At 39.9% G+C, this 19886-nt stretch carries 21 protein-coding genes; 11 read left to right on the top strand and 10 right to left on the bottom strand.

All coding sequences use genetic code 11. The features are described 5' to 3' along the window. Positions 1 to 120: 120 nt before the first annotated feature. Complete coding sequence (gene rluF / locus H4J59_RS19005) at positions 121 to 1107, bottom strand: 23S rRNA pseudouridine(2604) synthase RluF (protein ID WP_182241536.1); 987 nt, start codon at positions 1105 to 1107, stop codon at positions 121 to 123. Between the two features lie 144 nt (positions 1108 to 1251). On the opposite strand from rluF, the gene H4J59_RS19000 reads away from it, so the two are divergent. Next, entirely contained in the window at positions 1252 to 1791 is a 540-nt protein-coding gene (locus H4J59_RS19000) for an NADPH-dependent FMN reductase (RefSeq protein ID WP_182241535.1), read from the top strand. A 35-nt stretch (positions 1792 to 1826) separates the two neighbouring features. Here the strand turns inward: H4J59_RS19000 and H4J59_RS18995 are convergent, their stop codons facing one another. The 7 genes from H4J59_RS18995 to H4J59_RS18965 form a co-directional block, all read right to left on the bottom strand. Continuing rightward, on the bottom strand, positions 1827 to 1994 hold the full coding sequence (locus tag H4J59_RS18995; RefSeq protein ID WP_182241534.1) for a hypothetical protein: 168 nt from the start codon (positions 1992 to 1994) through the stop codon (positions 1827 to 1829). A 3-nt stretch (positions 1995 to 1997) separates the two neighbouring features. Further along, on the bottom strand, positions 1998 to 2615 hold the full coding sequence (locus tag H4J59_RS18990) for a DUF2238 domain-containing protein (RefSeq protein ID WP_182241533.1): 618 nt from the start codon (positions 2613 to 2615) through the stop codon (positions 1998 to 2000). Between the two features lie 65 nt (positions 2616 to 2680). Then, on the bottom strand, positions 2681 to 3391 hold the full coding sequence (locus H4J59_RS18985; protein WP_182241532.1) for a DUF6445 family protein: 711 nt from the start codon (positions 3389 to 3391) through the stop codon (positions 2681 to 2683). Between the two features lie 58 nt (positions 3392 to 3449). Then, positions 3450 to 3731, bottom strand: coding sequence for a putative quinol monooxygenase (locus tag H4J59_RS18980; protein ID WP_182241531.1), 282 nt, complete (start codon positions 3729 to 3731; stop codon positions 3450 to 3452). Positions 3732 to 3847: 116 nt separating this feature from the next. Further along, positions 3848 to 4648: a formyl transferase gene (locus tag H4J59_RS18975; RefSeq protein ID WP_182241530.1), complete on the bottom strand. Its 801-nt coding sequence runs from the start codon at positions 4646 to 4648 to the stop codon at positions 3848 to 3850. 25 nt (positions 4649 to 4673) lie between these two features. Further along, the gene (locus tag H4J59_RS18970) at positions 4674 to 5093 is read right to left on the bottom strand and encodes a GNAT family N-acetyltransferase (protein WP_182241529.1); all 420 of its coding nucleotides are present in this window, start codon (positions 5091 to 5093) and stop codon (positions 4674 to 4676) included. Positions 5094 to 5165: 72 nt separating this feature from the next. Continuing rightward, on the bottom strand, positions 5166 to 6110 hold the full coding sequence (locus H4J59_RS18965; RefSeq protein ID WP_182241528.1) for a DUF523 and DUF1722 domain-containing protein: 945 nt from the start codon (positions 6108 to 6110) through the stop codon (positions 5166 to 5168). A gap of 268 nt (positions 6111 to 6378) precedes the next feature. On the opposite strand from H4J59_RS18965, the gene H4J59_RS19575 reads away from it, so the two are divergent. Further along, entirely contained in the window at positions 6379 to 6504 is a 126-nt protein-coding gene (locus tag H4J59_RS19575) for a hypothetical protein (protein ID WP_259369603.1), read from the top strand. Positions 6505 to 6567: 63 nt separating this feature from the next. Here the strand turns inward: H4J59_RS19575 and H4J59_RS18960 are convergent, their stop codons facing one another. After that, positions 6568 to 9858: an amidohydrolase family protein gene (locus H4J59_RS18960; RefSeq protein WP_182241527.1), complete on the bottom strand. Its 3291-nt coding sequence runs from the start codon at positions 9856 to 9858 to the stop codon at positions 6568 to 6570. Positions 9859 to 10100: 242 nt separating this feature from the next. Between H4J59_RS18960 and H4J59_RS18955 the strand changes: the two genes are divergently transcribed. Together H4J59_RS18955 and H4J59_RS19570 are read left to right on the top strand one after the other, a co-directional pair. Then, entirely contained in the window at positions 10101 to 10394 is a 294-nt protein-coding gene (locus H4J59_RS18955) for a hypothetical protein (RefSeq protein ID WP_182241526.1), read from the top strand. A 180-nt stretch (positions 10395 to 10574) separates the two neighbouring features. Beyond that, positions 10575 to 10700, top strand: a complete 126-nt coding sequence (locus tag H4J59_RS19570) for a hypothetical protein (RefSeq protein ID WP_259369602.1) — start codon at positions 10575 to 10577, stop codon at positions 10698 to 10700. Positions 10701 to 10745: 45 nt separating this feature from the next. Here H4J59_RS19570 and mpl read toward each other — a convergent pair whose 3' ends face one another. Continuing rightward, a complete protein-coding gene (gene mpl, locus H4J59_RS18950) occupies positions 10746 to 12113 on the bottom strand; it encodes a UDP-N-acetylmuramate:L-alanyl-gamma-D-glutamyl-meso-diaminopimelate ligase (RefSeq protein ID WP_182241525.1) in 1368 nt (455 codons plus the stop codon). 217 nt (positions 12114 to 12330) lie between these two features. On the opposite strand from mpl, the gene H4J59_RS18945 reads away from it, so the two are divergent. The 7 genes from H4J59_RS18945 to H4J59_RS18915 all read left to right on the top strand — a co-directional run bounded on the left by H4J59_RS18945 (position 12331) and on the right by H4J59_RS18915 (position 19851). Continuing rightward, a complete protein-coding gene (locus H4J59_RS18945; protein ID WP_182241524.1) occupies positions 12331 to 13545 on the top strand; it encodes a YcbX family protein in 1215 nt (404 codons plus the stop codon). Positions 13546 to 13559: 14 nt separating this feature from the next. Continuing rightward, positions 13560 to 14303 carry a 5-oxoprolinase subunit PxpA gene (locus H4J59_RS18940; RefSeq protein ID WP_182241523.1) on the top strand — a complete coding sequence of 248 codons (744 nt, stop codon included), beginning with the start codon at positions 13560 to 13562 and terminating at the stop codon, positions 14301 to 14303. A 4-nt stretch (positions 14304 to 14307) separates the two neighbouring features. Then, positions 14308 to 15108, top strand: coding sequence for a 5-oxoprolinase subunit PxpB (pxpB, locus tag H4J59_RS18935; protein ID WP_182241522.1), 801 nt, complete (start codon positions 14308 to 14310; stop codon positions 15106 to 15108). Then, the gene (locus tag H4J59_RS18930; RefSeq protein ID WP_182241521.1) at positions 15105 to 16175 is read left to right on the top strand and encodes a biotin-dependent carboxyltransferase family protein; all 1071 of its coding nucleotides are present in this window, start codon (positions 15105 to 15107) and stop codon (positions 16173 to 16175) included. The genes pxpB and H4J59_RS18930 overlap by 4 nt, the downstream gene beginning before the upstream one ends. Before the next feature lie 104 nt (positions 16176 to 16279). Then, entirely contained in the window at positions 16280 to 16894 is a 615-nt protein-coding gene (locus tag H4J59_RS18925; protein WP_182241520.1) for an aminodeoxychorismate/anthranilate synthase component II, read from the top strand. A gap of 111 nt (positions 16895 to 17005) precedes the next feature. Then, entirely contained in the window at positions 17006 to 18151 is a 1146-nt protein-coding gene (locus H4J59_RS18920; RefSeq protein ID WP_182241519.1) for an HDOD domain-containing protein, read from the top strand. Positions 18152 to 18636: 485 nt separating this feature from the next. Then, a complete protein-coding gene (locus H4J59_RS18915; RefSeq protein WP_182241518.1) occupies positions 18637 to 19851 on the top strand; it encodes an aspartate aminotransferase family protein in 1215 nt (404 codons plus the stop codon). The last annotated feature ends 35 nt before the right edge of the window (positions 19852 to 19886 follow it).

Raw genomic sequence — 19886 nt, 5'->3', positions numbered from 1 at the left:
TCAGTACATTAAGATAACACCGCAGTAGAGTAGGCAAAATTAAACCTGAGTAAATTCGCCTTAGCCTCAGCCAATTTTAGGCACTGAAATTAATCACTCAGCTTAATTTTTCTGCCTGAACTAACTTTTCTTTTTTAAACTTAAACGCTTTTTACCTGAAGATGTTGCTGTGGTTTTTTTCACATCGATGCGGGTTAACGTTCGTGAAGCAGCCGGTGATTTAGACGCTATGGTTTTACTGGCATGTTTACTGTCTGTTATAGCCACTTTTTCAACTTCAGCATTAACCTCTACTGAGGCAAGGTCGTCGGCAATAATTTCTGCTTCAGTGACTTTTACTGCAATGCTTTCTACTGCAGTAAAATCATCACCCAGGGCGGTTTTACGAGAGCCCGCCACGGCGGTGTTTATCTCCGCCATTTCACTTGTGGTTAAGTCGCGCCACTCTCCTGAACGTAAATTGCCCAGTTCAACATTCATAATGCGCGAGCGTTGTAGCTCAGTCACTTCATAATCAAGATATTCACACATACGGCGAATTTGTCGATTTAAGCCTTGGGTAAGAATAATACGAAAAACATATTTACTCTCATGTTTGACAATACAGGGTTTAGTAATAGTGCCTAAAATAGGGACACCTTTTGACATACGCTCAACAAAGCGCTCACTGATCGGCTTATCAACTTTGACGATATATTCTTTGTCGTGAGCATTTTCTGCCCGTAATATTTTATTAACAATATCACCGTCACTGGTCAAAAATATCAGCCCTTCTGAGGGTTTATCTAATCTGCCAATAGGAAATATGCGCTTAGTATGACCAATAGCATCAATAATATTACCTTTGACTTGTCGCTCAGTGGTACAGGTAATACCAATGGGTTTATTATAAGCAATGTAAACTCGGTCGGTATGATTACTCGCGCTGGCTTTAATCTCATTTCCGTCAATACATACCGTATCACCGGACACAACTTTAGTGCCAAGCTCTGGTACTTTGCCATTAATGGTCACACGATTGTTTTCGATCAATTTATCGGCAAATCGACGCGAACAATAGCCCGAGTCACTAATATATTTGTTTAAACGTTTTTCGTAACTTGACACTGGCTATCCTAAATAAGATCAGTAAATAACTGTAAATTCTAAATTTGATTGGTGGTATTTTACCTAAATTTTGTCACACTGTAGAGCAATGTTACAAAAAGCTGTAAAAAACTCGATAAACAAGGTTATAAACAAGGAATAAATATGAAAATACTCGCATTTGGTGCAAGTTCAAGCAGTAAATCAATCAACAAGCAACTTGCCACGTATGCCGCTAACCTAGCCGCTGAAGTTCAGGCAAATGTTGACATTGAAATACTCGATTTAAACGACTTTGAACTACCGCTTTTTAGCCAAGATAAGGAAATAGCATTAGGTCAACCTGAAGCCGCAAAAGCCTTCTTCAATAAACTGGGTGAAAGTGACGCCATTATTATTTCATTTGCTGAGCATAACGGCAATTACAGTGCCGCCTATAAAAACTTATTTGATTGGGCCTCACGCATTGATAAAAAAGTTTATCAAAATAAACCCATGCTATTATTGGCCACAGCTCCTGGGCCAGGCGGCGCCAGCAGTGTGTTAGCGGTAGCGACAGGTTCAGCGCCTTACTTCGACGGCCAAGTAAAAGCATCGTTATCTGTGCCAAACTTTTTTGATAACTTTGACGTAGAAAATACTAAGCTCACTAATGATGAATTACATCAGCAATTGCTCAACGCCGTGAAACTTTTAATGGCATAATTTTCAGTAAAGGCCTAAAAATTACGCCGTGATTTTTAGGCCTTACCACTGTCTTTAACTTGAGTATTAACAATAACACTCGGTTGTTTGGCCTTAGTCTCCACTTTGATTGTTCCGCCTCTATTGCCAACAGAAAAAGAACTACAGCCAGAGACAGTGAATATAATGATTGAGAGCCATAACAACACCTGATTTACTTTCATATGTTACTCATTAATTGCTGCTATTACGCTAATTTTAGCCAGTTGACGATCATGATATTTAGCTAAGACAATAATGGAAATAATCGCCCCTAATAACGCTAATGCCATATCTGACTGGGTATCCCAAATATAACCTTGCGTACCCAAAAACGCTTCAGCATTTTCACCTGAGGCGATAGCAACCCACCATTCTATCAGTTCATAAAAGGCGCTAAAGGCCAAGCAAATAGCAACAATAATGACATTTAACCAAGCTTTGCCATTCACGATACTTTTGCGAATAAGGATCTCACGGGCAAGTAAAGCGGGCACAAAACCTTGGAAAAAATGGCCCACTTTATCGTAGTTATTTCGCTCAGAACCCATCCAATTCGCGATCGTATCAAATAAGGGGACTTCGGCGTAGGTATAATGACCACCGACCATTAACACGATGCTATGCAGTAATATCAAATTATAAAGCAAACGCGTTAGCTCAAAACGCTGAAAACTTATCACTATCAATACTAAACCTATCAGCGCCGGCAATACTTCTAAAAACCAAGTGAATTGATCTTTTGGCCCAATACCTGACCAAATCAAGACAATAAAAAAACACACTAACCAGATAACCTTTAACATTTTACTTACTCTTTAATGAATGGCATATTTAATAGACCAAATAAACTTAGTAGCCATATTTGAGCTTAATCTTCTGCTAACCAAAAAAACGTTATCGCCAAGCGCTTCGTTCTTTTTTCATTGCCAAAATAACCACTGGCGCTATGAGCAATATTACCTTTAAATAAAATTAGCCGATTAAATTTATTCTCTATGGCGACATCTTCATACCAAGCATCTTTTGGTAAACTATCGGCTTTAAGGGCATCAACTAAATTTAAGTAAGGTGCTTGCACTAAATTGCCACCCGCAGCACCATTGCCATATTTTAATCGATAAAAGCTAGTACCTGAATGCGCTGGCGGATTTTGGCTCAAATACAATACCGCACCATAACGACATAACTTTCGATTATCAACATGTGGTCTTGCTTCACCCTCTTCAGCTCCCACCAAAATGGCAGTATTACTGTCAACCACAACACTGTCTGATTCAGCAACCCAAAAATTAGCTTTATTAACTTGTGATTTCGCCCAATCTTCAACAAATTGTAAATCACTTTTACTTAAAGCGTTTTTTGAACGCATTCCTGGCCAAAGTTCTTTAGTGTAGGGTGAGCCTAACTTCCACTTCTTTTTGTTATAGCATTTATTCGCTAACTCAACGGCCTTCTTTGCTGGGAAAAGATCATCTTGAATCCAATAATTCAGCCCCAATTCAGGTTTTTCATAAGGTAGTGTTGGCGAGTTATATGGAATTGCTGGCAACACCATATTTTCATCATATTTTTCATACATACTAATTACTTTCTATATCCTTAACTAAATTCAATAATATCAAAATATTAACCTAAACTCATAGCCTGTAATAATTACCTTTGGGCGCAACACCAAATAGACTCATTGCCGCTTGCATGTCTTCTTGTGGATAATGGCTAATGGCAAGCTGATGACTTTCGATACAATCCCAGCGCTCAATCATCATAAATTGCTCTCCATGCTCATGATGCTTTAAAAGCTCACAGGAAATACACCCTTTAGCTGCTGTAATATAGGGCACAAGTGCTTGTAAAAAATTATAAAGTTCAGCTGACTTTTTTGCTGCAGCAGTGAATTTATTAACGCGTACTATACTCATAATAACCTCTAAACCTGATTGTTCATTATAATGAAGGGTTTATGGTTAGTTTATTATAAGTCTGACTTTTCGCTAGGATACTGTCATTAAAATGCCGTAGTCACTTTTTAAATACCCTATTTTTCAGTAATAACACTGAGTAAATCTACTATTTCATTTGGCTCATACAAGGCGCCAAAACATCGGGTAAAGGCCGTAATTTGCTCCGTGCTTGGAAAAGTAAAATAATGACCTTGCACCGCTTGAACAAGTGTTGTGAGTTCATCCCCCTGTTCAAGCGTCTTAATCGCTTGTTCAATCAATTGACACCCCCCGATATATAAAGACAACACATGCCACAGATAAGACTTATCCTGTTGCACTGACAATGTTGAATTAGCAATAATACCACCCGTATCTATCGTGCTGTCATCAATAAAGTGCAAACTTGTCGCCAATTGCTTATCGCCATTTAACAGCGCCCAAAACGTTGCCATAACGCCTCGATAATTTGGCAATAACCCAGAATGTAAATTAATCACACCCTGTTTTGACAGCGCAATAACGGGCGGCTTTAAAATCACCCCGTAACGAATAGAAATAATTAAATCCGCTGAAAATGCTTGAATTTTTGCCAAACCATCAACTGAATTTATTTGATTTAAGGTTTCTATCTCAATAGCGTATTGCTGAGTAATGTCTGCATAAGTTTTAAAATTCACCGATAGTTCGGTATTTGCCTGCACTTGCTCAAGCGTGCGATAAACCTCGTGTTGCTCAAATTGCGCTAACTCCTGCAAGGCTTGTGGGCGTGTACTATTACCACCGACTTTACTGGATAAAAACACCTTAATATTATGCACCTGTAATGCTGGCAATAATAAATTTAACGCCAAGTTACTGGCAATGTCATTATTGAGCAATAAAACAATGTTCATGATAATCATTCCTCTAGCTATTATTTTATGTGCTTAGCTGTTTCATCATATAATACCGACAACCGGTTTTAGGATAACCTTGCTGCGTCCATTGCACTTGATAACCGTGTTTTTCATAAAATGGCATAGCTTGAAAATTCAACGTGTCGAGTAAGGCCTTATTACAACCTCTAGCTAGCGCCGCCTGTTCTATTTGATGTAATATTTTACTACCGACTTGTTGGCCTCGCAGTGTATCTGATACCCATAAGGTGTTGAGCATTAACCAATCACCAAAGGTTCGTCCCGCAGCACCGGCAATAACATCACCGTTCTCATCGTTTAACTTCACCGCAATGGCTTTACGTTCGCTGACTTCCCAATGCGCCCAGTTAAATTCAGCAATTTTTTCATCTAAAAAAGCGATTAACCCTGCTTCAGGGTTTTCAATAACTTCAATGTTCACGCTTGACTCCCATTAATGATCTTAATCGCTTTTTCACTGACTTTTCTTAAAGGCAGTAACATGTTTATAAGTTTATAAACTATTTAATAACATCAACTCTTTTGGGTGCGGCTTCATATAATAGGACTCGGTAATGTAGTCATGTGGGAAACGTCGAAAATGATGGCGTAATAAGGTTATCGGCACAATTAATGGCAGTAAGCCATTACGGTATTGGTCAATAATGTCAACTAGTTCAGCTTTGTCATCAACGCTGATAGAGGTTTTTAAATAACCTTGCAGATGTTGCAAGGTATTCACGTGACCTTTTCGAGTGGCTCTTATTTTTAGTATCACCATCATTTTTTTCAAGTATTGCGACATGACCTCACTAGGTACCTCGGCATGAGCCTGCGCCAAGAAATGGCCTAGCTCTTTTGCCAACGCCTGGCTATGACTCATAAAAATATATTTATGTTGAGCATGAAAACAATTAAGGCTGTGCAATGAAAACACTTCTGCCGATAGTTTTTGCCAACGAGCATAAATAAATACCCGTTGAATAAAGTTTTCACGCAAGATGGCATCACCTAACCTGCCTTCTTCTTCTACGGGTAAATCTGGAAAATTTTCCATCAATTTTTGTGCGTAAATACCTACGCCAATACGATCTGGCATATCACCTTTATAAAGTCTCACACGCTCCATACCACAACTGGGTGAGTCTTTTTTCAATATATAACCGCTAAGCTTTTGTTGCCAAGATTGCTGCTGTTGAGCACAATCTTTAAGTCGTTCAGTGACATCTAAATCTGGCGTTTTTGAACCAACGCAATGCACTTTTTCATCGATCAGTACTAACCTAATGGTTTCACGCGGAATACCTAAACCAATATCCACTTCTGGACAGAAGGGGATAAAATCAAAGTACTCGCTTAAGGTGTTATTAATATATGCGTTGTTTTTATGACCTGAGTCAAATCGCACTTTATGACCTAATAAACAGCTACTAATGCCGATTGATAGTTTATTATCCATGCTGGTTTCCTATGACTGAAAGTTTTTAGCTTTTGCTGAATTTCAGTATAACTAAAAGCCTAATTAAGATAATCATTTAAATAGTATTTTAGGTCTATAGTCGGCTGTGCTCGACAACACTATTCTTAGGTGATGAAGTCTGATGCCTAAAAAGTTAACAAACATCTGTAGCCAGCTACTTTTTCGCTAGGAATTTGTGCTTATAGCGGTTAAATTTCATTTAACTTGATGGACTAAAGTCCAACCTAGATAGAGCTTACGGATGATCATGTCGCATTCGGCGATTGCTTTACCATTTTTCTCTTGGTCGAACTTTAATCCATCAACCGCTAAACAAGCAATGACCGAGATGGCTAAGCACGGCCATATGATCGTGATATACCCTTCATCCTGAAGATAAAAAACCCGGAAATTTCCGGGCTTTATCAACAGGTACTAATAAAATAAAACTAACACGCTATTTTTCAAAATAGAATTTATCGCGTTTATTATCGTAATTACCCACTTCATTCATGGTATCGGCATTATACAAACGGCCATTAATCATGGTGTAAATCACTTTGTCAGATAAACGAATATCTTTACTGACATCGCCATCAATGACTAAAATATCCGCAAGTTTGCCAACTTTAAGTGAGCCTAATTGGCTGTCTAAACCTAAGGTATGTGCCGGTGCAATGGTTGCAGTGCGAATAGCATTTAATGGCGACATGCCACCTTGTGCCATCATCCACATTTCCCAGTGCATGGCTAAACCTTCACGCTGACCATGACCACCGGCATTAACTACAACGCCTAAGTCTTGCAGCTCTTTTGCTACTTTGGCAACATTAATATGGTTGTAATGATGCAGCGGCGCTTTAGTACGGCGCATTGAACGCGGGTCTAAAAACTCGCTCGGTACATACTGGCTCAAACGTGGATGCTGCCATACGTCTGTCGTGTCATACCAATAATGCTCACCTGAAATACCACCGTAAGCCACACCCATAGTGGGTGTGTAAGCCATTTCAGATTGTGACCATAACTGCTTGATGTCGTCATAAATTTTCGCCGTCGAAATTGAATGCTCTAACGTCGTATGGCCATCAATAATCATAGATAAGTTATGCTGTAGCAGTGACCCTCCTTCTGGTACCACTAATATTTCTGCTTCACGCGCGGCTTGGATCATTTGTTGACGTTGATTACGACGCGGTTGGTTGTAGCTTTTAACACTAAACACACCGGCTTTTTTCAAGCGTTCAATATGAAATTTAGCATCGGCTAAGCTATCAACATGCGAGGTATAACCTGCAACCGTGGCTCCGTATAAAATACTACCGGTAGAGAATAAACGTGGGCCAACAATATCACCGGCCTTTTGCATTTCACTCGCCGCAAAAAACTCAGTGGTGTCGTTTGACGGATCGTGAATCGTAGTTACACCTAACGCTAACCCTGCGTAGTTTTTCCAGTTTTGCTGTGGAATAATTTCATTACTGCCTTGTGGCCCATGCGCATGCGCATCAATCAAGCCCGGCATAATCGACTTACCCCTAATATCAATCACTTTAGCATTTGACGGAATATCTACTTGGCCATTTTTGCCTACCGCAATAATTTTATTGCCTTCAACAAGCACTACACCGTTTTCTATCACTTGCTCACCTTCCATAGTGATCACTTTACCGCCAACAAAAGCGACACGACCAGAAGGTTTATCTGCTTTTTCTTTAAAGCCTAAATAGGTTTTCAGCGGCGCGGGTGTTGTTGACGCTGTCGCCTCTTCTTCGTTGCTATGAGCCTCGTCTTTAGCAAGCATTTCTTTATCGCTTATATCAAATAAACCCGCGACACTTGCTTGGTATAAATCTGGTCCTAAGCTCCAATAAAGCTCATTAGATTCGCCATTCCAGTTGATACCTTCGCCAGCACGTAACGACAATTTTTTCACTGGTAAGTTTTTCGCTTTTGGACCAATATCTATCACTTGGCCACGTTCAACAAATGGCGTTACAAAAACCTTAAAGCGTTCAGCAAAAGCTAAATATTTACCATCAGGTGACACCTTATATTCGGTAGCAAACTTACCCTGGTAAAGCGCTTGTTCTTTGTTAGCGCTTGATGAATTATCTAAATTAATTTTCACCAGTTGCGGTATTTCACCCTTGCGTAAAACATAAATACGATCATTTTTAGCCCCAAAATGCGGTAGTAAACCTGATTCTGTTATCAGTTTTGGCGTACCACCCTTGGCACTTACCGTATAAACGCCTGGGTTTAAGCCCCAAGTTGGATCGGTAATATAACCACCAGCCACTTTACGAAATACCACGGTTTTACCATTAGGAGAAAAACTTGGCTCTATGTACTTGCCCGGCTCTTGGGTTAGTACACTGCTTCTACCACCATGTGATGATACTGAGCGAATTTCACCTAGTTTTTTATCATCCCAAGTACTATAAACCACTGTTCTGCCATCACGCGAAAAACTAGGGTTCAATTCAAAGTGTGATGTTTGTTTGGTTAAACGCTTGGCTTGACCTTTGACTTGGCCATTAGCAATAGGGCGAATATAAATGTGGCCCATTGACTCGTAAACGACTTTTCGGCCATCCGGCGATATTTCAACATCACGCAACATTTTTACGTCAAAGTTGTCTTGATCAATATCTTGTTGAAAACGTAACGCTGTTTGGATTTTTTTCTCGGTTTTCACATGAAAAGGAATAATCGTGCTGGTGTTACTTTCAAGATCGAGTTTATTAATTACACCACCTGACCAAAACACCATGCCAGTGCTATTAGGTAGCCACGCCATATTAGGGTAAACACCGTGAATCGCCCACGTTTCTTGCATATCGCGATCTAAATTTTCAAAAATCAGCTTTTCTTCGCCACTTTTTAAGTCATACAAGTATAAATTAGATTGAAAATCGTCTCGGCTAATATAAGCTAAATATTGACCATCGGGTGACGGCACTGGCCGTATCGCTCCGCCTTTACCTGAAATAATCACTTTAATTTCACCGCTTTCAAGCTCTAAGCGTTTAATCTTATAAATGCCCTTCTCAGAGTCTTTACTGTAATGAAAAGTTTTACCCGGTGTCGCGTCTTGTGAGAAGTAAACGTATTTACCGTCAGCTGAAAATGCCGGTTCACCTAAATCTTTTTGCTCATTAGGTCGCTTGGTTAACATCACACCGTTGCCACCCGTTTTGTGATACATCCATACTTCGCCAGCACCCAGAGAACGAGAGCCAGTAAAGTGTTTACGGCCAACAATATAGTTACCATCAGGCGACCATGCAGGGCTATTTAATAAACGAAAAGTTTCACTACTGATCGCTTTGCCCGCACTGCCATCGGCTTTCATGATCCATAAATTATCGCCACCGTCTTCATCAGAGGTAAAAGCAATGTGCTTTCCGTCCGGACTAAAGCGTGGCTGCATTTGCCAAGCAATATCTGTCATCAAAGCGCTTGCTTCACCACCTTCAATCGGTAAAGTATAAATATCACCCAATAGATCAAAGACTAAGGTTTTACCATCTGGGCTAATATCAACATTCATCCAAGTACCTTGGCGAACGTCAATTTTGGCGCTAGTAAATTCACCTTGGGGGCTGTTGACCGACCACTTTTCAGCTGGGGATTTTTCGGGCGTTTTAGCCACATCATTGTCAGCAAACGCCTGTTGGCTAGCGCCTAAAACCAAGGTAACGCTGAGTGCTAGTGAAGAAATTCGAGTAGTAAATTTAGACATTAAATTACACCTAATTATTGTTATTTACCTACTAGAACACATCAGCATTGAAAATTTAAGTCGAATGCGATAAATAGTCGCTATTTACCGTTCAACACCCATTACAAGCGCGTGGTGAATATAAATATTTATGATAATTAACATGAATAAAAAATAGACATTTTTTTACTTTTCAGTATTATATTTAAACAAATTGCAACATAACGATAACAATAAAACAACAAAAACAAGGACTGATTTTTATGGAAAGATTAAAACAAGCACAGGCGAGCTTAGTGACCACCTATTCACTTTACAATGTCGCCAGTGAACAAAAGTTACCCCCCATTGATGCTAATGATACTCATACCCTAAAAGCGCTATTAGACGTTATTCAAAAACGTGAAGCGATTGCTTACGTACAAAAAATAAAAAAGAGTATTCCTACTGAAGTCACTGAACTAAAAAGATTACTTGCTGATGTTATGCTGCTGCTTGATGGTGTTGATATTAAAGCCCTAAAAGCAAAAAGCAAAATTGCAGCGAATGCTGATTAGTTTATTTTCTGGAATTAATTTAGCGCTATGTTATGCAGATTTATTAATCCCTACTTAGGTTAATAAATCTGCATGATTAATATTAATTAGTTAGTGTCTTTAGCCACTAACTAACTTAAGTGAATTGAAGTGAATTGCATCGAGTAACCCGTGGCATGCTTTCTGTTAGTAAGTCTAACTGTGCAAGCACTGATGGCGCTTGCTAAAGTAAAATTATTAGGAAAAATTTGTTCTTGTATTACTATCGGTATTGCTATCGGTATTGCTATCGGCGCTAGTATCGGCGTTGCTATCAGCATTGCTTAATCACCCCAGCGTGGCATAATATTTTGTGCCATATGTAAATGACAATTATAGCTCAGCAAGCGCTAACAATAGTTTTTCATGAATACCACCAAATCCACCATTGCTCATGACGACCAGCGTATCACCTGCTTGGGCATTCGCCACAATATTGGCCACCAACTGCCTAATATCTTGACTGACAAAGCATGGCTGAACGCAGTCAGCAATTAATGCCTCTACAGACCACTTAACTTGCTCACCTTGATAAACAAACACTATATCCGCATCGGATAACGATTTTGCCAAAGTGTCTTTATGCACACCTGATTTCATGGTATTTGAGCGTGGCTCTAATATCGCTATCACCCGCCTGCTGCCAACATTTGCCCGCACACCGGCTAATGTTTTGGCAATAGCGGTTGGGTGATGGGCGAAGTCATCAAACACTCTAACCTGATTCACCTCACCTTTGAGCTCGAGTCGGCGTTTAGTATTAATAAAACTTGTTAACGCTTCGATAGCGACCTTACTTGGCACCCCAGCATGACGAGCCGCGGCAATCGCCATTAAACCGTTGTCGATATTAAAGTCGCCTATTAACGCCCAATTTACTCGCCCTTGTATTACCCCTTTAAAGCTGACGATAAATTCACTGCCATCCGCCATACATTTTTCGGCATGCCAACCCAAGAGTTTATCTGCTTCAACAACGCTATATTCAGTGGGTGTCCAGCAGCCCATCGCCAGTGTTTCTGTAATGGCAGCTTCATTTTTTGGTGATAAAATAAGACCATTGCTCGGCACCATACGAATAAGGTGGTGAAATTGACGTTGAATATCACTGATATCATGAAAAATATCAGCATGATCAAATTCCATATTATTGATGACGAGTGTATTCGGGCGATAATGGACAAATTTAGAACGCTTATCAAAAAATGCCGTATCGTATTCATCTGCTTCGATAACAAAAAATGGCGCATTACCTAAGCGTGCAGAACAGTCAAAATTTTGTGGCACACCACCAATCAAAAAGCCCGGCTCCATTCCAGCGTATTGCAATATCCAGGTTAACATGGAGCTGGTAGTGGTTTTGCCGTGGGTACCAGAAACCGCTAGCACCCAACGATCTTTTAAAACATGTTCTAATAACCACTGTGGGCCTGAGGTATAAGCAATTTTTCTATCCAGTATGTACTCCACCATCACATTACCACGCGCCATGGCATTGCCAACAATCACTAAATCAGGCTCATCGTCTAAATGTTCAATTAAGTAACCTGATTTTAATTCGACACCCAGTTGTGCTAGCTGGGTGCTCATGGGTGGGTAAACATTGGCGTCGCAACCAGAAACTCGAAAGCCCATTTGCTTAGCAATAGCGGCAATACCGCCCATAAACGTGCCACAAATGCCTAATATATGAATATGCATAAAAACCTATTTAGATAACTCTGACGCGCGTAGGCTAGTTCGAGCTAAAATTTAAATCACAATGGGGGCAATATACCTTAATCCACCGAAAATACATATTGCAAAGTCGATGCATTTTCCCCACTATCAAAACAATTAACCCTAACTGAAATAATTAATTAGCCACTGTAAATAATTTAACCCTTGGCATCACCATTAGTTACATTTGAGAGCGTTCATGAGTAAGCCTATGCTACAAAATATCTATGTTTATCCGATAAAGTCTAGCGCCAGCATTGAGCTATCAAATAGCTGGGTTGAAGAACTTGGCTTAGCCTTTGATCGTCGTTTTGTTGTTGCCAGCCCTGATGGGCAGTTTATCACCGCGCGTACGCAGCCCACTTTATGCTTAATTCAAGCGAGTTTAACCGCAACAGGCCTAACCATTATCGCGCCTAACATGCCAGCTTTAGTGATTGAATATCATCACCTTTGCCAAGGGTACATTGCTGTTAACTTGTGGAATGACACTATTAATGCCCAACAATGTCGAGAAAACATTAATCAATGGTTTAGTCACTATCTTGAAGAACCTTGCCAGTTACTCTTTTTTGGCGCAGATTCTCAACGTTTTGTTAAAAACAAAAATAGCCAAGTTGGCTTTGCTGACGCCTACCCTTTACTCCTTATTTCGCAAGCATCACTTGATCACTTAAATAAGCAATATAAAGCTGACACCACCACCATTTCCATGACACAATTTCGGCCGAATATCGTCGTGAATAACTGTGATGCTTTTGCAGAAGATAATTGGCAGCACATTCGCATTGGTGAAGTAGAGTTTGAAATAACCACACCTTGCACGCGCTGTATTTTCACCACTATTGATCCCAAGACTAGTGAAAAACATCACCAGCAAGAGCCTTTAAATACTTTGAAAAACTATCGCCAATTAACTAATGGTGACATTTTATTTGGCCAAAACTTAGTAGCACTTAATCAAGGCCAAATTAAACGTGGCGATAGCCTTGAAGTATTAAAGCGCCAAGCAGCACCGGTATTTACTGTTAAAAGTGAGTCCGTTAAAAGTAAGTCCGTTATTCGTGCCACACAAATCACCCAAGTAAAAAAGGATTCAACATTGACCGTTAAAACAAACAAACCCGCACTCACCTTTACTAGCTTTAATAAAACCATTACCGGTAATAACAAGCAAACCCTACTGGAACAAGGCGAAGATGCCGGCTTAGTATTGCCTTGTTCATGCCGCGGTGGCATGTGTGGTAGTTGCAAAGTAAAATTAGAACAGGGTGAAGTAGAACAACTTTGCCAAGATGGTTTATCCGACGAAGAGCAGCAACAAGGCTATATATTAAGTTGTAGTTGTACGCCGCTTACCGATGTGGTTATTAGTCATCCCGTACGTAAACGACGTAACATCAGTGATGAATAAATAGAGTATAAAACATGAAGTTGAACTGTGATTTAGGTGAGTTTAAACATAATAACGATGCCGATATTATGCCATTGATTGATATGGCGAATATTGCCTGTGGCTTTCATGGTTCAGATCCCCTCACCATTAAAAAAACCATTAAACTTGCCCAGCAACATCAAGTGATTATCGGGGCGCATCCAAGCTACCCCGATAGTGAAAATTTTGGTCGTCGGTCTCTCCAGCTATCGCAAGATGAATTAATCGCGAATGTGCAATATCAAATTGGCGCGTTGCAGGCACTGTGCGCAGTTGAAAATGCTCAGCTTGTCTACGTAAAGCCGCATGGCGCGTTATACAACGATATGATGACCAACTTAAGCCTATTTGATGATATCTGTTTGGCTATTTCACAACTTAATCCTAGTCATAACAAGCCACTATCTTTGATGATACAAGCTATAGACAACAGTGATAAATTTCAGCAAATAGCGAAAAAACATCATCTTTCACTTTATTTTGAAGCCTTTGCTGACCGAGCTTATTTGGATAACGGTTTTTTAGTGCCACGAAGTTCAGCCGGTGCGGTGTTAACCAACAATATTGATGTTGTCAGTCGTTGCCAAGATATACTGAATCAACAACCCTTACTCAGCATCAATCAACAAGCCTTGCAATTTCACATTGATACTTTATGCGTTCATGGTGACACGCCAAACGCCTTGGCAATGATTAAAGCGTTGCGCCAAACCATTAATCAGCAAAGGTCGCGTTAATCTGATGAGTAATAATCGAGAGCGTATTAACACCAAGGTTAGCAATAGCACTGAAGATGGTGTTAATTTTACCCTTGACCTAGTCGCAGAAAACGCTTTATTACTAAGCTGGCAAGCCAAAATATCGCTCACACAACATAATGAAATTATTGCCTTACAAGCTATGATTACCCAACAGCTTGGTGAGTTAATTATAGAAACAGTGGCAAGCTATCATTGTTTAATGGTTTATTATTGCCCGCAACTTAGCTCTAGCCTACAAGTGATTGACAAAATTAACCGCGTTGCCAAAAACGCTAGCCATAAACACAGCAATGGCGATGAGCAAGATAATAATCCAGACGATAAATTAGCCCATCAAGCTGCCCATGAGCATTGCATTAAAATACCGGTTTACTACGACCATGAGCAAGAGTGGGATTTAGCCGACGTTGCAAAGCGCTGTAATATGTCAATGGATGAGGTGATTAAACAGCACAGTGCTCACACTTACCACGGCTATGCTTTAGGTTTTACGCCAGGATTTTGTTACTTGGCCAGTTTACCTGAAAGTTTACAGCTACCTCGCAAGTCTTCGCCGCGCATAAAAGTACCTAAAGGCGCTGTGGCTATTGCTGAGCAGCAAAGTGCTATTTATCCGATTGAAAGTCCCGGTGGTTGGCATATTATCGGCCAAACCCCCTTACCTATGTATGAAAGTCACCATGGTCAGTTCAATGCCAGTATTCAGGTTGGGCAAAATGTGCAGTTTTATGCTATTTCAAAAGCTGAATTTCTTGCACTAGAACAGGGTTTAGCAGAATGAAGCAAAATTTTCTTGAAGTTATCACCATGAATGGTCAAGCAAGTATTCAAGATCTTGGCCGCCTTAATGCTCAGCATCTTGGTTTTAGTGCCAGTGGCGCCGCCGACGAATTTGCTTTCCTTAGCGCTAATCAACTTATCACTAATAAACTTAGCATTAAACCTGTGCATAATATTACCAAGACAAATAATAAACCAGCCAATGATGCGGCAATAGAAATCACCTTAGGGCAAATCAGTTTCAAAGCCAATGCCGCTTGCACCATAGCTATAACAGGCGCTGACTGCCAAGCTAAAATCAATAATCTGACTATTAATAACTGGCAATGCCATCAACTACACGCCGGCGATATTATTGCTTTTGCTATGCCAAAAAACCAGTTACATAGTTATCTGACCATACTGGGTGGTTTTACTTGCCAAACAGCACAACAACCTTGGCTAGGCAGCTTATCTCAAACCGTTAATGAAATGGCCTTAGGCTTCACTGGCGAAGCATTAAGGGTCGGGAGTAAACTTTATTTTTCAACACAAAATCAGCCTTTAGCTGAAGCCACGTCAGCACAGAAAACACAGCTAGCGTCACTAAAAGCAAATAGACCAACAACGGCGCCAGCCTTATTTTACCCAAAGCACAAACTGACCTTACGTGTTATGCCCAGTCGCTTATTTTTACAAATGAGTAGCGTACAACAGCAACAATTTCTAGCCACTGAATATGTTATTTCACCTGATAGCAATCGCATGGGTTATCGCCTACAGGTTAAGCCCCCACAAACCTCATCGCCATCGCCAGACAAAAAAATACTGACTCAGCAGTTACGCAGACAGTGTTTATTATCCATGCCAGTGACTTACGGCATGGTGCAGTTTCCTGATAACGAACAACCGATTATATTAATGAAAGAGCGACAAACCATGGGCGGTTATCCCGTGCTTGGCACCGTAATGCAAACCGACTTATTTCGTTTAAGCCAAATGCGTCCTGGGGGGGAAGTGGCATTTACCTTAATTACTCACCCACAAGCCCAGCAGCAATTACGCACATTTTACCAAAAACTATACTGATACATTTTTTAACAAGCGCTAAAGATAACCTAAAGGTAGAATGGCGATCGATAAAAGCTTAGAATAGCGCCCGCTTTACGATTTGGTCTTACGCAGGTACTGCTTTGTTATTAATGATCGACAATTATGACTCTTTTACTTTTAACCTAGTGCATTATTTTCAAGCGCTGGGACAAGAAGTTAAAGTCTGTAGAAACGATGAAATCAGCTTAACGGAAATCGCCGCATTAGCACCGCAATATATTGTCATTTCCCCTGGACCTTGTGACCCTGACGCGGCGGGTTTATCGCTAGCGATAATCGAGAGGTTTAAAGGCCAAATTGCCATATTAGGCGTATGCTTAGGACATCAATGCATTGCCCAGCACTTTGGCGCTAAAGTCATTAAAGCGAGCAAAGTTATGCACGGTAAAACTAGTGTTATTAGCCATAATGAGCAAGGATTATTTAGCACATTAAAACAGCCATTAACCGTCACACGCTATCATTCCTTGATTGTTGATAAACAATCTTTACCTGATGAGCTAGAAATAACCGCTTGGATCACTGAAAATGGACAACAAGATATCATGGCTTTACAACATAAATATTTGGCCATTGCCAGTGTACAATTTCATCCTGAATCTGTGTTGACTGAACAGGGTCACCAATTATTGCAAAATTTTATTGATCAATATTCAAATAAAATAGATGATAATGCTGAGCCTAGTTCTGCTTAAAATATAAACCTCGAAAAATCATTAGCTTCTAATGAAATAGCTTAATAGGCCGATAACCTAGCGAGCACAAAATATTATAAATTGATAACGAATACTGATAATGAAGTCCTGATGCAAATATTTAAAAATAATAAATTAATTTACGCTATCTATAGTCGAGCACTGAGTCTGACGATTAGTAAAGACTTTGCCAACCTAAAAAGTGGCAAAATAAATATAACTAATCAACAAAACAGTGAGCAGTTTAATCGTCGACGTGAGCTACTGGCGGTAGAAGAACAAGCTAACAAAAAAAAAATCATTCAAGCACATGGCCAAGAACACTTTAAAGCACAAGTAAAGACTCAGTTTTTTAAGCGGGTTAATGACCAAGTTGATAAAGAGTTTGATAATAAAGAAAACCTCTACATGAATGTGTTAAAAATAGAAGATGCTGCACCTTCTATTATGGAAATATTGGCAGTAAAAGCCGCAAGCATCAATCGCATCACACCACTGGCGAAAACATTACCTTGGTTATGTAGTGAATTAATCAATTTGGTCAACAAGCCTCAGTACCGTAAACGCTCAGACATACAAGTAACAGAACCCCATTTAGCGTTAAGTTATGTTGGTTTAGACAATCTTAAATTGGTCATGCCAATATTTATGCTCAAGCATTGGTTACCCACCCAGACAACGCCTTACCCTTTAATGAAAAGAAAACTATGGAACGATAGTTTATCAGTCGCGCTAGCGTCACAAGTATTAGCGAAGGAGCAAGGCTTAGATGAATTCACCGCCTTCACCGCTGGCATGTTAAGTAATTTAGGCTTATTAGCGGTTACTCGTGGGTTTTTAAATACCTATAGTGAGCTTTATAATAAAGAGCTACGAAGCGCTTATGAAAGTAAAGATAAAAAACTCCATGATGCTTTAATGACACTCGACGTGGCACCAGAATTATTGCTTGAGCAGTTACTTCAACGCAGCAGTAAAGTGGCGGCAGATATGGTTGAACTCATGCGTTTTGATCGTTTACAAATTACTGAACCCTTATTCGATCTAGCCTACGCGGTTAATATCGATCACATGTGCCCAATTGCTAAGCTAGTCACCAAGGCCAAAGCTTATGTTACTTTTAGAAGCTTGGCAAAAGAAGATCTCATCAACACAGATGAAGCAAAAATACTGCTCGCAGCGGGTAAACTAACAAAAAATGACATTACCTTGCTCAAGAAAAGCGATATCAAGCATATAAAATTAACCTTTAATTAGCGCCTATTGATCTTTCAATGCAGTGTTTGTGTAAATTTCCCCTACCCTTCCAGTCACTAGCAACAGCTGAGTTCCTTACGCTTACGTTCAAATAAATAGCTATAAAGGCAGCTAAAAGCTAAATTGCGCTAATTTATTTTTGATTAATTATGAAACCTTGCCAGTAATTGCAGTTCACCATAAGTGACATAAGGCGTTAGCCACAGCCATTGAATTAATGAACTCGGCCATTTTCGTGCAAAAAAACAGCAAACATAGTTATGCAGTAATAATGAATAAAAACGGCTAAGCCTTTATTTTACAAGGGCTTCAGCGCATTTTGACAAGACAATGTCTGTTTTTTCTGTCATAATTCGCGCCTATTTTAATTAGTCCTGCCGTTAAATAATGCATACTAGTTAATTCATTTAGTTTTGCTAGCGTTGACGCTCAAAGCTAATAAACAACTATTGATTACACTATCCTAAATATAAGAGGAATTTACAATGTCTAACCACTTCCCAGTAAATCGTGAGTTATTTGATGATGTTATGGTACCTAACTATGCACCGTCTGCTGTTATCCCTGTTCGCGGTCTAGGTTCAAGTGTTTGGGATCAACAAGATCGTGAATTTATCGATTTTGCTGGCGGCATTGCCGTTAACTGTTTAGGACATTGTCATCCTGCATTAGTTTCCGCGTTAACCGAACAAGCTAATAAAATTTGGCATTTATCTAATGTGATGACTAACGAGCCAGCATTACGTTTAGCGAAAAAATTAACCGATAGCACCTTTGCAGATAAAGTTTACTTTGCTAACTCAGGTGCAGAAGCTAACGAAGCGGCTTTAAAATTAGCCCGTCGTTTTGCCCTTGAAAACTTTGGCGCAGAAAAATCACAAATTATTGCGTTTAAACAAGGCTTTCATGGTCGCACCTTCTTTACCGTTACGGTTGGTGGTCAAGCAGCTTACTCTGATGGTTTTGGCCCTAAACCTGGTGACATCGACCATGCTGAATATAACAACTTAGACAGTTTAAAAGCCCTTATGTCTGACAAAACTTGTGCCGTAGTCATGGAACCATTACAAGGTGAAGGCGGTGTTGTTTCACCAACAGATGAGTTTGCTAAAGGTGTTCGCGAACTTTGTAACCAACATAACGCTTTATTAATTTTTGATGAAGTTCAAACCGGTGTTGGCCGTTTAGGCGAGCTATATGCCTATATGGGCTTAGGCGTTACACCTGACATTTTAACCTCAGCTAAAGCACTAGGTGGTGGTTTCCCTATTGGCGCTATGCTCACAACAAATGACATTGCTCAACACCTTAAAGTAGGTACGCACGGTAGTACATACGGTGGTAATCCATTAGCCTGCGCTGTCGCCGAAGCAGCATTTGATACCGTTAATACGGTTGAAGTGCTAGACGGTGTTAAAGCAAAAGCAAAACTTTATGTCGCCGGTTTAAATGCGATTAATGCTAAATATCATATGTTTAGCGAAATTCGTGGTAAAGGCTTATTAATTGGTGCGGTATTAACTGAAGCATACCAAGGCCGAGCAAAAGAATTGTTAAATGCGGCACTGGAAGAAGGTCTAATGACCCTTATTGCCGGCGCTAACATTATGCGTTTTGCTCCTTCATTAGTTATTCCTGATGAAGATATCGTAGAAGGTTTAGCGCGTTTTGAAAAAGCCGTGGCTACATTAGCTAAATAAGTCATTCATTATTATAGCGTTCAAATACCTTAAGA

Origin of the sequence: Colwellia sp. MB02u-10, from assembly GCF_014077185.1 — a bacterium.
Taxonomy (GTDB): domain Bacteria; phylum Pseudomonadota; class Gammaproteobacteria; order Enterobacterales; family Alteromonadaceae; genus Cognaticolwellia.
This window is presented reverse-complemented; position numbering and strand designations above follow the sequence as displayed.